Consider the following 16707-nt stretch of genomic DNA (forward strand, 5'->3'; position numbering starts at 1 on the left):
TGAGCAGGGAGCAGTGGCGGAATGAGTGACAGTGGGAAGAACCGGCGCGGCATCATTCTGGCGGGCGGCTCAGGCACGCGTCTCTATCCGTTGACCAAAGGCGTCTCGAAGCAGTTGATGCCGGTCTACGACAAGCCGATGATCTATTATCCGCTGTCGACCTTGCTTCTCTCCGGCATCCGCGACGTGCTGATCATCACGACACCGCACGATCAAGCTGCGTTCAAAGCGCTACTCGGCGACGGTACTGATCTCGGCATCGATCTTCGGTACGCGGTCCAGCCCGATCCGGGGGGGCTGGCGCAGGCCTATCACATCGGCGCCGATTTCGTCGGCGACAATCCGTCCACGCTCGTGCTGGGTGACAATATCTTCTATGGCCATGGCCTGGTGGATCTGCTGGCGCGCGCCGCGAGCCGCCCGAGCGGCGCCACCGTGTTCGGCTATTATGTCAACGATCCCAAGGCATATGGTGTCGTTTCGTTCGATGCCGACGGTCGCGCTGAGACGATCGAGGAAAAGCCGGCCGAACCGAAGTCCAATTATGCGGTAACGGGCCTCTATTTCTACGATGACAAGGCAGTGAGGCTGGCCCGTGACCTGGCCCCTTCCCCACGCGGCGAACTGGAGATCACCGATCTCAACCGACTCTATCTCGAGGCCGGGGAACTGGCGGTCGAGATTATGGGCCGCGGCTACGCCTGGCTCGATACGGGCACTCACGGATCGCTGACCGACGCAGCCCTGTATGTCCGAATTACGGAGGAGCGGCAGGGCCTGAAGATCTGCTGCCCCGAAGAGATCGCCTGGCGTAACGGCTTCATTGACGACGAACAGCTCGAGCGGATCGCAGCGCCGTTGCGCAAATCGGGTTATGGTGAATATCTCATGGGATTGCTCGCGGGCAAAGGAGCGATCGGATGAACGTCGTCGAGACCGCCATCCCGGACCTCAAGATCATCGAGCCGCGTGTGTTCGGTGACGATCGTGGCTTTTTCTTGGAAAGCTGGAATCGCAAAACGTTTGCAGAACTCGGGCTTGATCTCGACTTCGTGCAGGACAATCACAGCCGTTCGGCGGCGGGCGTGCTGCGCGGGCTTCATTTCCAGAACCCCGATCCACAGGGCAAGCTGGTACGTGTGACCGCCGGTCGCGCCTGGGACGTGGCTGTCGACCTCCGCCGCTCCTCACCCTGCTTCGGCAAATGGGTCGGCGTCGAGCTGTCGGCAGCGAACAAGCGAATGTTCTGGGTTCCCCCCGGGTTCGCGCACGGCTTCGTCGCACTCGAGGACGGGACCGACTTCCTCTATAAATGCGTAGGCTTCTACGAACCAGCGAACGAGCATTCGCTGCTGTGGAACGATCCGGAGGTCGGCATCGAATGGCCACTCGAAGGGCTGGAGCCACAGCTGTCGGGCAAGGACAAGCTGGCCAAGCCGCTCAGCGAGATCGAGGCATTCGTATGAAGGCGCTGATCACCGGAGCCAATGGCCAGCTTGGGCGGGCGTTACAGGCGACCGCCCCCAAGGGCTGGGAGTGTGTCGCGTCGGACGTCGACACGCTCGACATCACGGACCCCGCAGCAGTGCAGGCCTGGGTGGAGACTGAGAGACCCGATTTCCTGTTCAACGCCGCCGCCTATACCGCGGTCGACAAGGCCGAGGGCGAAGAAGCGACAGCGCAGGCAGTAAATGCCGATGCGGTTGCCCTTCTGGCCGCCGCGGCGCGTGGCGCAGGCGCAAAGTTCATCCATGTCTCAACCGACTTCGTCTTTGACGGCGAATCGGCCACCGCATACGCGCCCGACGCACCGCGCAATCCGCTGTCTGCCTATGGACGAACCAAGGCGGCCGGCGAGGATGCGGCCGGACCGGACGCGCTGATCGTGCGCACCGCCTGGGTCTATGCCGCCGGCGGCGCCAATTTCGTGCGGACGATGATCCGCCTGATGAGGGAACGCGAGTCCCTCCGCGTCGTGGTCGACCAGATCGGCGCGCCGACTTGGGCCACCGGCCTCGCCAATACCCTGTGGGGCTTGGCCCTGAAGGGCGAAACCGGCTTGTTCCATCACAGCGATGCGGGCGTGGCGAGCTGGTACGATTTCGCAGTCGCGATCGGCGAGGAAGCTGCGGCGCTGGGGCTAATTGCCAAGGCCGTGCCAATCGAGCCGATCCCCTCTTCTGCCTACCCGACCCCTGCCAGGCGCCCGACCTTCTCGTTGCTCGATAGTTCGGCGACGCGCGCGGCATTGGGCGAGGCGTATGTCCATTGGCGGACTAACCTCAGAATCATGCTCAAGGAGGAAGCGGCGCTTGGCTAACCTGCTCATTACCGGCGGCGCCGGTTTCATCGGCGGCAATTTCGTCCATTATTGGCGCGAGCGCCATCCGGACGACGGGATCACAGTGCTCGACGTACTGACCTATGCCGGCAATCGGTCAACGATCGAAGACGTGCCCAATGCCGAATTGGTTGTTGGCGACATCCGTGACACGGCACTGGTCGAGAAGCTGCTCGCCGAGCACGACATCGATACGATCGTCCATTTCGCCGCCGAGAGCCATGTCGACCGCTCGATCGAGGGCCCAGACGCCTTTATCGACACCAATATTCTTGGAACGCACAGCCTGCTCAAAGCGGCACGCACCAAATGGCTTTCCGGCGGCGGAAAGCCGCACCGCTTTCACCATGTTTCGACCGACGAGGTCTATGGTTCGCTCGGGCCTAACGACCCTGCGTTCAGCGAAACGACGCCATACGCGCCCAACTCGCCCTATTCTGCGTCGAAGGCTGGATCGGACCATCTGGTACGTGCCTATCATCACACTTTCGGACTCGATGTCACGACCAGCAATTGCTCCAACAATTACGGGCCTTACCAGTATCCCGAGAAGCTGATCCCGCTGTTTCTCCTCAATGCACTCGAAGGGCGCAGCCTCCCGATTTACGGCGACGGCATGAACGTGCGCGACTGGCTGCACGTCGAAGACCATTGCCGCGGCATCGAGGCTGCCATCCTGCGCGGCGTGGCGGGTGAGACCTATAATATCGGCGGCGGGCAGGAATTGCCCAACCTCACGGTGATCGAGGAGATTTGCCGGACGGTTGATGCAGCCTTTGCGGCCGCCCCCAAACTTGCCGAGCGCTTTCCCGACGCGCCGGCGGCCAGTGGTACGTCGACCGCAACCCTCAAGACCTTTGTCACTGACCGCAAGGGCCATGACCGGCGCTATGCGATCGACGAAGCCAAGGCGCGCGCCGATCTGGGGTATACGCCGAGCCGGGACTTCCCGGGCGGATTTGCCGAAACACTGGCCTGGTATCTCGCCAACGAAAGCTGGTGGCGCCCCCTGCTCAAGCGTTGATCGATACCCCGCCGGGGTAGCCGACTAGTCGGGGCCGGCGGGGCATGTTTGTGTGGGTGTCGACCGCTGTCGGGTAGCAGGCCACAAGGACGCCCCGCGCAGCGACAGGAAAGTTCGCAGGTCGATGCGTCGTCTGATTTGGCGCTCAAGATTCGGTGCCGGCCGGCGTGTCAAAACCAGCAGGCCGCAACCCGAACGGCGATTGTCGATGGTCGGTTCGCGCAATCCATGGTATCGGATTTCAGCGAATTCGCGCGTCCGGGAGAAGTGTCGTCGAAACTCGCTTGATAACAGCCTACGGGCTCATCATAGTTCTGTTCGCAGGCGCAATAATAGTAGCTCTGCTTGTTCGCCGTAATAGCTGGCCTCGGAAAAACGCCAGAAATGAGAAACGCGATCGCGCTCGCTACAGGGTGGACCCGTTGGAGTGATCACTAGGCGCTGAGTTGAGACAACGCGGCTTAAATGCCCAGGCACCGCTACTGTGAGGTAGTTGTGCAAGCGTGATCTTGCTGAACATGCCCTATCAATTTGAGACGAGCTCGTTCGGCCGCCAATCTGATCTGTCAGCGTTCTGACAGAATATCCTCCTCCACTTGCGCCCCCTGCTGCGAATTGCCGGCCACACGGTAATGCGCTCGATGACATGTTGCGCCAGCCCGTCGCGCCGGATACTTCACTCGAGCCCAATATTTTCCTCGTAGCCGACTGGAGCCATGCTGCACCTGCGAAAAAGGGTTGCGGACCGACAATCGGCTCGATAAGAAAAAAAGCGCCCCGGGGGAATCAAGATCCCTTATCAGGCACGCCTCCGCGTGGATGGGCAACCGGCCAAGCGAGACTTTCGATGGGGATACGGAACGGCCATGGACCGCGCAGACATTGTGACCCAATTGACCGAAGTGATCGAAGACGTATTTGATCTCGACGATCTGGAATATCGAGATAGCCTGAGCGCTGCCGACATCGAAGAATGGGACAGCCTCTCCAACATCCGCTTCGTCGTAGCCGCCGAGCGGAAGTTCAACGTTCGCTTCACGAACAGCGAGATAGAGGGCCTTGAGAACGTTGGCGAAATGGTCGATTTGATCGGCCGCAAGTTGGCTTGACTTTGCCCAAAAGGCGTTTGTGGCGGAGGCTTCGTTGACGGATCTTCTCAAATTACCGTGGCTACGTCACCCGCCGGCTGATTTCCGGACCAAGACCAAGGCGTTGCGTGACGCCGAGGCTGTCGATTCCACGGCTGCCAGAGTGCTGGCAAGCTATGGTCTCGACCTGTCCCAGCTTGGCCAACTAACCAAGCTGGTTACTACGCGCTATCATGATCTTGCTGCGTCGGGGATGTTTCGCGAGCTCAAGATTTGCTTGGCCTCGACACATACCATCGACCTGATCGGCGATGCGCTGCCCGCGACTGGTCTGCGCCACGGCCTACTCGTCGACGTCCACAAGATCGCTTTCGGCCAGATGGCGCAGGAATTGCTGTCCCCGCAATCGGGACTGGCGCTGGCCAAGCCGGATTTCGTGGTTCTTGCGCTCGACGCACCCAGCCTGGGGCTCGCACGCGCCCGTTTCGACGCCGACGATGCCGAGGCGGCAGTGCAATCGGCAATAGATTACGTCGGATCGCTTCGCGATGGTGCCCATGTCAATGTCGGCGCCGGCGCTATCCTGCAGACGCTGGCGCCGCCGCCGGAAACATTATTCGGCAGCTATGACGCCCAGCTGCCTGGAAGCGTTTCGCGGATGATTGCGCGTTTCAATCAGTTGCTGGTCGACAAGGTCCTGGGCGAAGGCGATCTTCTTCTCGACGCCGGCTTTATCGCGCAGACCGTCGGACTCGCGACTTGGCACGACCCGCTTCGCTGGCACGATGCAAAGATGCCGTTCGCGCTCGACGCCGTGCCGCTTTACGCTGATCATCTTTGCCGCCTGCTCGCTGCTGCGCGCGGCCTGTCCCGCAAATGTCTGGTGCTCGATCTGGACAATACATTGTGGGGTGGCGTGATTGGAGATGACGGTCTCAACGGGATCAAGCTAGGCCAGGGCTCCGCGCGTGGAGAAGCACATCTGGCCGTTCAGTCCCTGGCACTTGAGCTGCGACGGCGCGGAATCATTCTCGCGATATGCTCGAAGAACGAAGAAGCGGCTGCTCTCATCCCATTCCGCGAACATGATGAAATGCTCCTCAAGGAGGATCATATTTCGGTGTTCGTCGCGAACTGGGTCGACAAGGCGACCAACCTCAAGGAAATTGCCAAGACGCTCAACATCGGAACCGACTCATTCGTATTCCTCGACGACAATCCAGCCGAGCGCGAACGCGTTCGCCAGGAGATGCCTGAGGTAGCGGTGCCCGAAATTGGAGACGAGGCGTCAGACTATGTACGCCTCCTGTCCATGGCAGGATATTTCGAAGCGATAACGTTTGGCGACGAAGATAGAAAGCGCGCCGACATGTATCAGGCCAACGCCCAGCGCGTCTCGGCCCTGCAGAAGGTCGGTAATCTGGACGATTATCTCGAATCCCTCGAGATGGTCTGCACTATCACTCCATTTGACGGGCTGGGCAGAGGGCGCATAGCCCAGCTCATCAACAAGTCGAACCAGTTCAATCTGACGACCCGCCGTTACACCGAAGCGCAAGTGGCGGAAGTCGAAGCGGCGGCCGAGAAGTTCGCGATCCAGGTGCGGTTGGTGGACCGGTTCGGCGACAACGGCATGATCTCCGCCGTGATCTTCGATCGCGGGGACGAGGAGTGGCGGTGCGACACCTGGCTCATGAGCTGCCGGGTGCTCGGGCGGCGTGTCGAGGAAGCAGTGCTCGCGCATGTCGCCGCAGCTGCCCGCGCTGCAGGGGCAAGCAGCCTTATCGGCGAATATCTTCCGACACCCAAGAACGTGATCGTCGAAAAGCATTTCGAAAAGCTGGGATTTTCGCATTGCGCTGATCGCACGGATGGCGGCACGGTGTGGGCGCTGGATCTAGAATCCTATCGGCCGCCGGAACTGCCGATGCGAATCGAGATAGTCGACAAACAAGTGGCTAGCCAACGGCAGCAAACCGTCCCGTAGACGGCACCATAGGGGGCAAAATGACGATCGCTGCACTAGACAGGCTCGATTTGCTGGTGGCTGGCCGGCCAGCGCTCAGGCGGCTCACCGACGTGGTGTTGCGGGCATGGCCTGATCATGCCGACTACCTCGCCACCAGCTACGCGGCGCGCACCTCGGCACTCATGGACACCAGCGAGGCGATGGCTGAAGTCGTGCTACGCCTTGCTGGCGATCGCGCCGAACAGGTCGCGGTCGACTATCGATGGCTGTGCGGTCAGATTCGCGAGGAGGAAATCAACTTCGCGCGCACCGACGCTTATCGTTACTCAAGCTTTGAGCAGACCAACGCGCACGTCTATTCTGACGACGTGTTCATGGAACGGTACATGCACGGCCTGCTGTACAGCCATGTATTGTGGTATATGCATCTTTCCAGCCTGCATTTCTTCCGCGGACGCTTGGCCGCCCGGGTGTTTCCGGGTGGGCGAGTGATGGAAGTAGGGTCGGGCCATGGCCTGTTGATCTACCTCGCGCTTGTGGAACTCGGCATGGCCGAAGCTGTCGCGTGGGACATCAGCCCGATCTCGCTCGAGCAGACCCGTGCCGCCCTGTCTCTCCTGGGCGCCGCCGATCGGGCACGGTACGCGATCCAGGACATGCACAAGGTGGAACCGGGCGGCGAAACATTTGACCTGATCATCCTGAGCCATCTTCTCGAACATCTGGATGACCCGATCGACGCTTTACAAAAACTCAGGCACACCGTGGCCAAGGGCGGCCATCTGTTTGTCAATATCCCGCTGAATGCGCCGATGCCCGATCACCTCGTTCTGCTGCGCGATCCCGACGAGGCGGTAGATCTGATCACCAAGGGCGGATTCCGCGTGATCGAGATCGCCTCACATACGACCCAGGCCGCGACCCTGCCCCGCGCCTTGAAGCGGCAGATCGCGGTTACCTGTTCAATCATCGCTGAACCGGCCTGAACGCTACGCTTCCGGGGGGAAACATTAGGAAATGCTGTTCAATTCGACCCTGTATCTGTTCGCGTTTCTGCCGGCGGTACTGGTCGCCTATTACATTGTATCAGGTACTCGGCTGCAGCCACTTCGCCGGCCTCTACTGATCGTCGCAACACTGGTTTTCTATGGCCTTGGCGGATGGCGTTTCGTGCCTCTGCTGATCGGGTCGGTCGTGTTCAATTATGCCATCGCCTGGACCATAACACGGCTCGCCGCTCGGCCGGTGGCGGAAAGGCTGGTTCTCGCGATCGGAATCGCAGGGAATGTGGTGCCCCTGTTCTATTTCAAGTATTTCAACTTTATATTGACCAGCGCGAATGCTGCATTCGATGCTCATTTCATGATCGAGCGGATTATACTGCCGCTCGGCATCTCGTTCTTCACCTTTCAGCAGATTGGCTTTCTGGTCGACCTCACCCGCAAACGCATAACCCTCGGCTCGCCACTCGATTATTCGACATGGGTCCTCTTCTTCCCACAGATTCTCGCGGGTCCGATCGTACTCTACCGGGAGACCGCTCCGCAACTCGCAGCGCAACCCGAGCGCAGCCGCATCGGTGCCAATATTCTGATCGGCATTGCGATACTTTCCATCGGCCTGTTCAAGAAAACCGTCATCGCCGACACCTTCGCACTCTATGCGTCCCCAGTATATCGCAGCGCGCGCGAGGCTCACGCGATTGGCTTTTTGGACACATGGATCGGTGCTTTCGCTTACACTGGTCAGGTCTATTTCGACTTTTCCGGTTATTCGGATATGGCGATAGGCACGGCACGGATGTTCGGCATCCTGCTGCCGCTCAATTTCCACTCGCCACTGCGATCGGCAAGCATCGTCGAAATCTGGCGTCGTTGGCACATCACGCTTGGCCGATGGGTTCAGAGCTATGTGTTTCAGCCCATCTCAATGCCCCTTGCCCGTGTCGCGGCCGTTCGTGGCGCCGGCAAATACGGCATGCTGGTTGCGTCTGTACTGGTTCCAACGATGATTTCGATGCTCATCGTCGGCGTCTGGCACGGCGCGGGGTGGCCGTTCGTCGTCTTCGGCCTGATGCAGGGCCTCTACATGGTCGTGAACGAAACCTGGGCTGCCGTCCGCAAGAAATCCCGAAAGAAGCGCGGCCCGGCGCCGGGATGGCATCGCCCCCTTGCCGGTGCTGCGACGCTTGTCGCATTCGTGCTGACGCTCATCCCGTTCGGCTCCCCTGACCTGGCAAGCGCTGGAAGGATGTTCGCGGCGATGACGGGTGCATCCGGCGGCATCGTGTTGCCACCGGACTGGCCGATAGGGCTGCCGGGCGCCGTCATCGTGATGCTGATCGGCTATGCCGCCATTTATCTTGTGCCCAATACGCAACAGATCATGGGCCGCTTTGAGCCGGTTCTGGAATGGGAAAAGTGGCAGAAAATGGATGCGGGTCCATTGGCGATAACCTGGCGCATGACCGTACCATGGATGTTCGCGACCGCGTTGGTCTTCTTCCTTGGTTTCGCGCTCATAAGCCGCGGCACAACCCAGTTTATCTATTTCAACTTTTGAGGGGGCGAAGGTGAACGCGATGCCAGATCCGGTCGATGCCACCGCTCCCGCCTGGCGCTTGATCCTGATTTTCCTCCTATCGTTTTTCGGCCTGTGCGCCGCCACTCTGCTGTTGCCGCACGATCCTTACATCCGGATGCAACAGCTCGCGCCGACGATTCAGTTTCAGGCGATCTGGGGTTATGAGCGACTTGCGTTCGACAAAACCCCGATCGATGTGGCCGTTCTGGGGAATTCGCGACTCCAGGCGGCGGTCGCGGCACCACTGCTGACGCGCACGCTGTCCCAGCAGCTCGGCCGCCCCGTTCGCGTCGCCAATCTAGCCATGCCTCAAGAAGGCCGGAACGCCCAATATGTCATCGCCAAGCACCTGTTTGCGAGCCATCCCGAGGTCAAGCTCGTCATCCTGTCGGCGATCGAGCAGATGCCGCGCGAAGGCCACCCAGCCTTTCGCAATATCGCGGATTCCGTCGATGTTGTTGCCGCCCCGCTGCTGATCAATCGAGGCTATGTCGACGACCTGGCATATATTCCGTTCCGGCAGATGTCGTTGTTCGTGCAAACTCTCTTTCCCGGCGCGTTCGGCGTTCACCGCGACTTCGACAAGCCGAGCTATCGCGGGTCCGAGTATGATACGACGCAAAGCTTCGACACGCCGACTGGCAACCATGTCGACCGGGATTCCGTCATCCAAGCAGAGACACTGCGGCCCATTGCCGCCAAGCGAATCGCTGAAATCACACCCCCTATCCTGCCGCCATGGGCTGCTGACTATGAATTCGCGGTGGAACGGACCTATGTCCGGCGCATCGTTGAGCTTGCCAGGGCGAACCGCTCGGCGGTCGCGTTTCTCTATCTGCCCATCTATTCGAACGAGGGAGCGGTTCGCGATGCGGATTTTTACCGTGCCCGAGGCACGCTGATCGAAGCTCGAATGCTCGCGGCCGATCACCGAAACTATTCCGACTACGGTCACGTCAACCGCATCGGATCGGATCGCTTGACCACCTCGCTCGCCACCTACATCGCTGACCACAATCTGATTGAGCGGCGCGATGGGCAGGCTGGCGCCGTTACGGGAAATCGCTGATGTTCTCTGCCTATACTCTCCACCATGTTGGTATAATCCTGCCTTCGATCGAGGAAGCCGAAACATTCATGACCAGTATGGGCCTGGTCGAGGACTATCGGGGTTTCGTTGAGACATGGTCCTGCTGGTGCATCTTTACCAAATCGTCGAGCGGCGCGACGATCGAGCTGGTCGTCGCGGAAGCGGGTCCGCTTACTCGTTTCAACAAGGGTTTCGGCGGCGTCCATCATTTCGCTTTCGAGATCGAGGATTTCGAGGCAGTCGAACGCTGGTGTGCCGAGCGTGACCTCAAGCTGATTGAACCCAAGCCAGTCAAAGGTGCCGGAGACTTCTGGTGCAACTTCATTCACCCGATCTCGACCCGCGGGATCCAGATCGAGTTTGTGCAGCCATGGAAATAAGAGACGTTCACCCCGACGCCGGAGACATTGGCAGCATCGGCTTTCCCGCCGACTTGCGCAGCCTGACGAGCCTTCGTTATCTGGCGGCCTTCTGGGTGGTCACCTTCCATTATCACTACTTCTTTTTCGGCGCCGACGCCAAGGTTCACCCGCTGCTGTGGAACGGCTGGCTTGGTGTGGATTTCTTCTTCATATTGTCCGGCTTCGTGCTGGCACATGTCTATCTTCCCCAAATGCGCGAGGGCCGCTTTGACTATTGGCAATTCCTGGGCCGTCGAATTGCGCGTGTTTACCCGCTTCATCTGCTAACCTTTGCCCTCATGCTCGCCTTCGCTCTCATCGCGAGGAAACAGCATTGGCACTTCAGCGTCTTTGATCCCGCAGCGATATTCGAACTACCTGTGGGCGATGTGATTCGCACGATCTTTGCCAATCTTTTGCTGACCCATTCCTGGGGGGCCACCAACGGGCTTTACTTAAACAGCCCATCCTGGTCGATTAGCGCTGAATGGTTCGCCTATCTTCTATTTCCGTTGTTCGCTGCGGCAGCGGGTTTTGGTGTGCGCCAAGCCGGCTGGCGGCTGGCGATTGCCGTTGCAATTCTGCTTTGTGTCGCGACACTGGCAGTCGCATCGCCGCATTTTCCCTACTACAAGACGACATGGAACCTGGGCATTCTGAGGATCGCACCCGAATTCTTCTTCGGAGTCGCGCTGTACGTCTTCGGCGCCCGGCACTCAGCTGGCAAACTCGGCGCCGCGATCGGCCTGATAGTATCGCTCATGGCGGCGATTGCGATATTGATGGTCGGGCTTCCGACCACGCTGGCGGTGATCGCGCTAGGCGCGGTGATTCTGTTCGCCGCTGATCTCGAACGTCACGTTTCGATAGGCGTGCTAACCCACAGCTTTCCGGTATTGCTCGGCGAGGTGAGCTACGCGGTCTATATGTTTCATTATGGCGTGGGCATCCTCATGTTCGATTTGGTGCTGCCTGCATCGCTTCGTACCCCCGCGATGGCAGCGCCGGTCATCGTTGGCGTGCTCATGCTGGTAACACTGATCTCCTATTGCTCGCATCGCTGGTTCGAGTTGCCCACGCGACGCTGGATGATCGCCAGAGTCAGTGCCATCGGGCGCGGAGGCAGGCCGCAACAGCGTGTTGCCGAGCTAGGTCGATGAGCGCAGCGCGTACCTCGCGGATGCGCAATCGATAAATTCCGGGCGCCCGCCGGGCGGCATCTTCATCGCGTTGCAGTATCGCTGACATCGGCGATTGCGACTTGCTGGACCCATGGCGTTGGGGATCGTGGGACACAGTCCACGCCGCGTTGCCGAGGTTTCGCATGCCGTTCACCTATCCACCCCGACGCTGCGGCGTCGACGGCCCGACTTGCGGCGCCGGGGGAGTTGGAGCGGGGCGACGCACGAGCACCCATATCGACTCTCGAAAATGATATGGTGTGCGAACATAATGGGTGCCCAGATACCGATAGGTCAGCGGATGCGTGTGCCGAAAGCTGCGTGCCGGATCGCCATCGAGAGCGGCATCGGCAAAGAGGACCAGCGGCGGCCGAACCTGATCGAGCCGGGCGATATCCGCGGTTTCTTCCTGCGGTTTGGCAACCCAGAGCGGATACGTGTCCTTCAGGGGAGAGGGCTTGCCGAGCAACGGATAGGCCCCAGGCAGATAGGGAAGCACAAGTACCGGTGCGTCGCCGGGTGCGAACCTGGCGTTGGCGGCAGTAACGAACCGGACCTGTTCGGCATACCATGGATTAACCCATATCGTCGCACCGCGTGCCTGGACCGGCTGACAATAGCGATTGCGAAAGCACTCCCAAGCAGGCGAACGCGATCCCAGCACGATCATCGCGCCGGCAAGCAGCGCGCCGGTGATCAGCCAGCGCAACAGTCGCGGCGTCCCTGCAATCACCAGGAGAAGACCGATGAACATCGGCATGCCGCCCCGTGCGAGGTGCGACTCGCCAGCTCGGGAAAGCGCGTAGTGCGCATACGGCAATGCGACCAGCGCGGCCGCCGCCACCGACGCCGGCACGTCAACGCCCCTGTGTTTTCGTGACAACATCCAACAAATGGTGGTGATGGGAAAAGCGAGTAGCGCCATCTCGAATACCGAGAATATTGCACGATCTACAAGCATACGCGCGCCGAGCGGGCTACCGATCAAGGTCCAGGGCCAAACAATCGGCAGCGCCAGATTGGTTTCGCCCCGCTCAAAGAGCACGGAAATACTGGTCACGAACGGCGCAGCGAAACCCGGTACGAGGAGCATCATCAGAAGCAATGGAGCGTAGCCGATGAGGACCCCGCCCGCGATCCGCCCGAGAACCGCCGGGCGCAGCGCCAGTAGGCCGATCAGGTAAAGCCAGCCGAGCGACAAAAAGGTCGCAACCGCAGCATAGAGTCCATGGTTGCGGCCCCAGCAACCCGCAAGACCGATCGCCATGCCTACCATCCACTGCCCGCTCGATCCCGGCGCCTTGTGGAATCGATAGACCGCGAAGAGCACAAGCAATGCGATCGCGGAGTCCGCGACGTAGTAGAGCTTGAACGGAACGATAACGATCAGGAGCCCCGCGACGGCGAGATAACAGCCCTTCTCAACGCTGCCCCAGTCAAGTTCGTCGAGGCGGTCGGCCAGGAGCCGCAGCGCAAGAAACGCCGCCGCCGCCTCCAAAGGTACGAGCGCGACCCGCATCGCCACCACGCTCTCGCCGCCACCAGCCCACATCAGCGCTGCGAGCCAGTAATAGCGGGCTGGGTCATAACTGCTGAAGTCGCGGATCGGTACGCCACCGGAAAGCACGGTGTCGGCGCCAAACCAGAGATACCCCTCGTCGTAGAGCTCAATTCCGTAGTGCAGCGTCGTCAGCCGCACGAGTGCCGCTGCGGTCATGGTAACCGCGACCAGCCACCAGTTCATACCCGAGCCGCACCCGAGCGCCGCGCGCGCCTTGGCAATCACCTCCAGGCTTCCTTTCCCGACACTTGAGAACATTCCCGCCAACGTGGCATACCAATTCAATAGACGATCAGCAGCGTCTATTCGGCGCGCATCTGCCACCTGAAATAGATCGTGACACACGGACGACCTGGTGCAAAAGCGTTAGTGTGTCAGCACGCGACAAATTTCGTCTATCGACGGTGCGCCGTGCGGCCGGTCTCATCCGAAATCGGTGTGTCTTCCCACCTATCGCCATGATGCGCAGGATTCGTTTGTGAGCGCGGCGGCGGCGCGTGCAAAAACCATCGCGGTCGTGCAATCCAACTACATCCCGTGGAAGGGCTATTTCGACCTGATCGCAGCCGTCGACGAGTTCATCCTTTACGACGACGTCCAATATACCCGGCGCGACTGGCGCAATCGCAATCGCATCAAGACACCGGCCGGGCTGCACTGGTTGACGGTCCCGGTCGCTTCCAAAGGAAATTATGACGCGTCGATTCGGGAGATACGCGTCGATGGGCTGGACTGGATCGACCGCCATTTGCGCGCATTGGACGCCAACTATGCCAGAGCGCCCCACGCCGCAGCCGTACTCGACTGGTTCGAGCCGATCCTGCGCAGCAGACACAGCCATCTGTCATCGCTCAATCGCGCGCTGATCGAACGCATCAGCACCGAACTTGGGATCAGCACCCGCATCCGGAGCTCGTCTGATTTCCAGCTTGCGGCAGGAAAGACCGAGCGGTTGCTGGACCTTTGCGTCCAGTCCGGAGCCGACCGCTATGTCAGCGGCCCGGGCGCGCGTGCCTATCTCGACGAGGCCCGCTTCGCCGAAGCTGGGATCCGCGTTGAATGGTTCGACTATGGCGGCTATGCCGAATACCCTCAGCTCTGGGGTCCGTTCGAACACGCAGTGACAATACTCGACCTCCTTTCGAACTGCGGGGCCGACGCGGCGCGCTATATGAAATGCGGCGCGCCTTGACCGAGGGCATTACGGCTGGAGCAACGTGCGTGAGCACACCGATCGCGTTGACCATCGTCGTGCCAGTCTATGGCTGTGACGACTGTCTCGCCGAATTATGCCGGCAGATCGCGGCGGCGCTGGCTGACCTGGCGGGCGAATACGAGATTCTCCTGATCGACGATCGGAGTCCCGATGGGTCCTGGGCGCAGATCGTCGCACTCCAGGCCATCTATCCCCAGCTCCGCGCATTACGATTTAGCCGCAACTTCGGTCAGCAGATCGCCATCACTGCCGGCTTGGCTGCAGCGCAGGGTGCCAGGGTCGCCGTCATGGACTGCGATTTGCAGGATCCGCCTGCGCTGCTCCCCGCGATGATGCTGCAAATGGATGTAGGCGCCGATATTGTCCAATGCAGGCGTACGCCACAGAGTCGCGCGCCCATCCGGCGAATGCTGGCGGCCGGCTATGGCCATTTTCTGGGACTGGTCACTGGCGCGCGGGTCGATCCCTCGCTGGGAAGTTTCAGTCTGCTCTCGCGCAAGGTCGTCGACGCTTATCTGCGCTTCGGCGAGCGGGAGCGGCATTATCAATTTATTCTCCACTGGCTGGGCTTCGAAACCGCCTATCTCGACTACGCGCATGCGGAGCGCCACGCGGGCCGCAGCAGCTACAAACTCCACAAGCTGATCGCGCACGCGCTCGACGGCGTGTTCTTCCAATCAACGCGGCTGCTCCACTGGATCACGGCGCTTGGCACGATGTTCGCTGCAGGCGGCTTCATCTTCGCAGGCTATGTTGCCTGGCGCGCCATCTTCCGGACGGCGCTTCCCGGCTGGACGAGCCTCGCCTTCCTGATCTTGATCGGTACGGGGTTCATTCTGATGTCGCTGGGGGTGATCGGCATATATGTCGGCAAAGTGTTCGCCCAGACGAAGGGACGACCGCTCTACATCATCGACGAGGAGGTGGGACTGAAGCGATGACGGCGGCGCTCGATCAGGTCGCGAGCTATTATACTGGACGCCTTGCCGAGCATGGCGCGACCGCGCGTGGCGTTGACTGGAACGGTTCGGAAGGTCAGCAGCGACGCTTTATCGAGCTTTGCCGAGTTATCGATGCGGATGCACCGGCTTCGGTGAATGATCTGGGCTGTGGCTATGGCGCGCTTGCCGATTACCTGGCTGAGCACCACCCTCATCAAATCGACTATCGGGGCTTCGACATCGCCGACGCCATGGTAATGGCCGCTCGCGACCGGATCGGCATGATGCCGGGCGTTAGCTTCACCATCGGTGCGCAGCCAAACCACATGGCGGATTATGGTATCGCGAGCGGCATCTTCAATGTCCGTCTGGACGCATCGGAGGAAGAGTGGCGCGCCTATGTGGAGACGACGCTCGACGCGCTCGATGCCACCAGCCGGCGCGGTTTCGCGTTCAACTGCCTGACGCGTTACTCCGACGCGAATCTCATCCGACCCGACCTCTACTACGCCGACCCACTGGCGTTGTTCGATCGCTGCAAGAGGCGTTATTCACGGAACGTCGCGCTGCTGCACGATTACGGCCTGTACGAGTTCACCATCATCGTCCGGAAGCCCGCATGAGCAAGCTCGTGATCTTCGGCACTGGCCAGATCGCCGAGCTGGCACATCATTATTTCACGCACGACAGCGATCACGAGGTCACGGGCTTTACCGTAGACGGCGCGCACATGGCGGCGGACAAGTTTGCCGGGCTTCCCGTCTGTCCGTTCGAAGAAGTAACGCGCGCTTTTCCGGCGGCCGATCATCATATGTTCGTGGCGCTAAGCTACAGTCGGCTCAATGCACTGCGCGCCGAGAAAGTCGCCGCCGCGCGCGGATCCGGCTATCCTCTGGCGCGCTATATCAGTTCACGCGCCGCGGTGGCGCATCCCGACCGGATCGGCGAGCACTGCTTCATCCTTGAGGATTCGACGATCCAGCCCTTCACGACACTTGGCACCAACGTGTTCGTCTGGAGCTGGACTCACATCGGTCATCATGGCCTGATCGGTGACCATTGCTTCCTCTCGGCCTGCTGCGTCGCCGGAAACGTCGTTGTGGGCGACTATAGCTTCATCGGCGCCGGCGCGACGGTGCGCGACAATGTTGCCATCGGCGAGCGCTGCGTGATCGGTGCGGGCGCGCTGATTCTGTCGAGCTGCGAGTCCGATGGCGTTTACATGGGCCCGGCGACGGAGCGGGCACGGGTGCCGAGCTCGCGGCTGCGGGGATTGTGAGCGGATGGCGCCGCCTGGGGCAGTTGTTCACGC

General features: G+C 60.5%; 16 protein-coding genes. 15 read left to right on the plus strand and 1 reads right to left on the minus strand.

The genetic code is table 11. The annotated features are described in order from the left end of the window. Positions 1 to 21 precede the first annotated feature (21 nt). The 11 genes from rfbA to ACZ1I2_RS19855 all read left to right on the plus strand — a co-directional run bounded on the left by rfbA (position 22) and on the right by ACZ1I2_RS19855 (position 11656). Positions 22 to 924: a glucose-1-phosphate thymidylyltransferase RfbA gene (rfbA, locus tag ACZ1I2_RS19805; RefSeq protein ID WP_465172471.1), complete on the plus strand. Its 903-nt coding sequence runs from the start codon at positions 22 to 24 to the stop codon at positions 922 to 924. Beyond that, positions 921 to 1466 carry a dTDP-4-dehydrorhamnose 3,5-epimerase gene (gene rfbC, locus ACZ1I2_RS19810; RefSeq protein ID WP_465172470.1) on the plus strand — a complete coding sequence of 182 codons (546 nt, stop codon included), beginning with the start codon at positions 921 to 923 and terminating at the stop codon, positions 1464 to 1466. Before rfbA ends, rfbC begins: the two co-directional genes overlap by 4 nt. Continuing rightward, positions 1463 to 2320 carry a dTDP-4-dehydrorhamnose reductase gene (gene rfbD / locus ACZ1I2_RS19815; protein WP_465172469.1) on the plus strand — a complete coding sequence of 286 codons (858 nt, stop codon included), beginning with the start codon at positions 1463 to 1465 and terminating at the stop codon, positions 2318 to 2320. Before rfbC ends, rfbD begins: the two co-directional genes overlap by 4 nt. Further along, positions 2313 to 3365: a dTDP-glucose 4,6-dehydratase gene (gene rfbB, locus ACZ1I2_RS19820; RefSeq protein ID WP_465176111.1), complete on the plus strand. Its 1053-nt coding sequence runs from the start codon at positions 2313 to 2315 to the stop codon at positions 3363 to 3365. Before rfbD ends, rfbB begins: the two co-directional genes overlap by 8 nt. An 866-nt stretch (positions 3366 to 4231) precedes the next feature. Continuing rightward, the gene (locus ACZ1I2_RS19825; RefSeq protein WP_465181504.1) at positions 4232 to 4474 is read left to right on the plus strand and encodes an acyl carrier protein; all 243 of its coding nucleotides are present in this window, start codon (positions 4232 to 4234) and stop codon (positions 4472 to 4474) included. A gap of 34 nt (positions 4475 to 4508) precedes the next feature. After that, on the plus strand, positions 4509 to 6440 hold the full coding sequence (locus ACZ1I2_RS19830; protein WP_465172466.1) for an HAD-IIIC family phosphatase: 1932 nt from the start codon (positions 4509 to 4511) through the stop codon (positions 6438 to 6440). Between the two features lie 20 nt (positions 6441 to 6460). Continuing rightward, positions 6461 to 7408, plus strand: coding sequence for a class I SAM-dependent methyltransferase (locus ACZ1I2_RS19835; protein ID WP_465172465.1), 948 nt, complete (start codon positions 6461 to 6463; stop codon positions 7406 to 7408). Between the two features lie 31 nt (positions 7409 to 7439). Continuing rightward, a complete protein-coding gene (locus tag ACZ1I2_RS19840) occupies positions 7440 to 8984 on the plus strand; it encodes an MBOAT family O-acyltransferase (RefSeq protein WP_465172464.1) in 1545 nt (514 codons plus the stop codon). Positions 8985 to 8994: 10 nt separating this feature from the next. Next, positions 8995 to 10074, plus strand: coding sequence for a hypothetical protein (locus ACZ1I2_RS19845; RefSeq protein ID WP_465181505.1), 1080 nt, complete (start codon positions 8995 to 8997; stop codon positions 10072 to 10074). A gap of 68 nt (positions 10075 to 10142) precedes the next feature. Further along, positions 10143 to 10475, plus strand: coding sequence for a VOC family protein (locus tag ACZ1I2_RS19850; protein WP_465181506.1), 333 nt, complete (start codon positions 10143 to 10145; stop codon positions 10473 to 10475). Beyond that, positions 10409 to 11656 (plus strand): acyltransferase family protein, encoded by a 1248-nt coding sequence (locus ACZ1I2_RS19855; RefSeq protein WP_465172461.1) that lies wholly within the window; start codon positions 10409 to 10411, stop codon positions 11654 to 11656. Before ACZ1I2_RS19850 ends, ACZ1I2_RS19855 begins: the two co-directional genes overlap by 67 nt. Before the next feature lie 175 nt (positions 11657 to 11831). Here ACZ1I2_RS19855 and ACZ1I2_RS19860 read toward each other — a convergent pair whose 3' ends face one another. Continuing rightward, positions 11832 to 13562, minus strand: coding sequence for a hypothetical protein (locus ACZ1I2_RS19860; protein ID WP_465181507.1), 1731 nt, complete (start codon positions 13560 to 13562; stop codon positions 11832 to 11834). Between the two features lie 154 nt (positions 13563 to 13716). Between ACZ1I2_RS19860 and ACZ1I2_RS19865 the strand changes: the two genes are divergently transcribed. The 4 genes from ACZ1I2_RS19865 to ACZ1I2_RS19880 are packed head-to-tail and all read left to right on the plus strand — an operon-like array spanning position 13717 to position 16674. After that, positions 13717 to 14430 carry a WbqC family protein gene (locus tag ACZ1I2_RS19865; protein ID WP_465172459.1) on the plus strand — a complete coding sequence of 238 codons (714 nt, stop codon included), beginning with the start codon at positions 13717 to 13719 and terminating at the stop codon, positions 14428 to 14430. A 29-nt stretch (positions 14431 to 14459) separates the two neighbouring features. Beyond that, a complete protein-coding gene (locus ACZ1I2_RS19870) occupies positions 14460 to 15395 on the plus strand; it encodes a glycosyltransferase family 2 protein (RefSeq protein ID WP_465176109.1) in 936 nt (311 codons plus the stop codon). Then, positions 15392 to 16018, plus strand: coding sequence for a class I SAM-dependent methyltransferase (locus ACZ1I2_RS19875; RefSeq protein ID WP_465172457.1), 627 nt, complete (start codon positions 15392 to 15394; stop codon positions 16016 to 16018). The genes ACZ1I2_RS19870 and ACZ1I2_RS19875 overlap by 4 nt, the downstream gene beginning before the upstream one ends. Further along, positions 16015 to 16674: an acetyltransferase gene (locus ACZ1I2_RS19880; protein ID WP_465176108.1), complete on the plus strand. Its 660-nt coding sequence runs from the start codon at positions 16015 to 16017 to the stop codon at positions 16672 to 16674. Before ACZ1I2_RS19875 ends, ACZ1I2_RS19880 begins: the two co-directional genes overlap by 4 nt. The last annotated feature ends 33 nt before the right edge of the window (positions 16675 to 16707 follow it).

It is taken from the genome of Sphingomonas sp. BL-S-29, from assembly GCF_055521495.1.

Coding starts and splice junctions, on each gene's coding strand:
- ACZ1I2_RS19880 (WP_465176108.1), top strand. CDS start 16,015: ATGAGCAAGCTCGTGATCTTCGGCACTGGCCAGATCGCCGAGCTGGCA.
- rfbC (WP_465172470.1), top strand. CDS start 921: ATGAACGTCGTCGAGACCGCCATCCCGGACCTCAAGATCATCGAGCCG.
- rfbA (WP_465172471.1), top strand. CDS start 22: ATGAGTGACAGTGGGAAGAACCGGCGCGGCATCATTCTGGCGGGCGGC.
- ACZ1I2_RS19875 (WP_465172457.1), top strand. CDS start 15,392: ATGACGGCGGCGCTCGATCAGGTCGCGAGCTATTATACTGGACGCCTT.
- rfbD (WP_465172469.1), top strand. CDS start 1,463: ATGAAGGCGCTGATCACCGGAGCCAATGGCCAGCTTGGGCGGGCGTTA.
- ACZ1I2_RS19835 (WP_465172465.1), top strand. CDS start 6,461: ATGACGATCGCTGCACTAGACAGGCTCGATTTGCTGGTGGCTGGCCGG.
- ACZ1I2_RS19825 (WP_465181504.1), top strand. CDS start 4,232: ATGGACCGCGCAGACATTGTGACCCAATTGACCGAAGTGATCGAAGAC.
- ACZ1I2_RS19840 (WP_465172464.1), top strand. CDS start 7,440: ATGCTGTTCAATTCGACCCTGTATCTGTTCGCGTTTCTGCCGGCGGTA.
- ACZ1I2_RS19850 (WP_465181506.1), top strand. CDS start 10,143: ATGACCAGTATGGGCCTGGTCGAGGACTATCGGGGTTTCGTTGAGACA.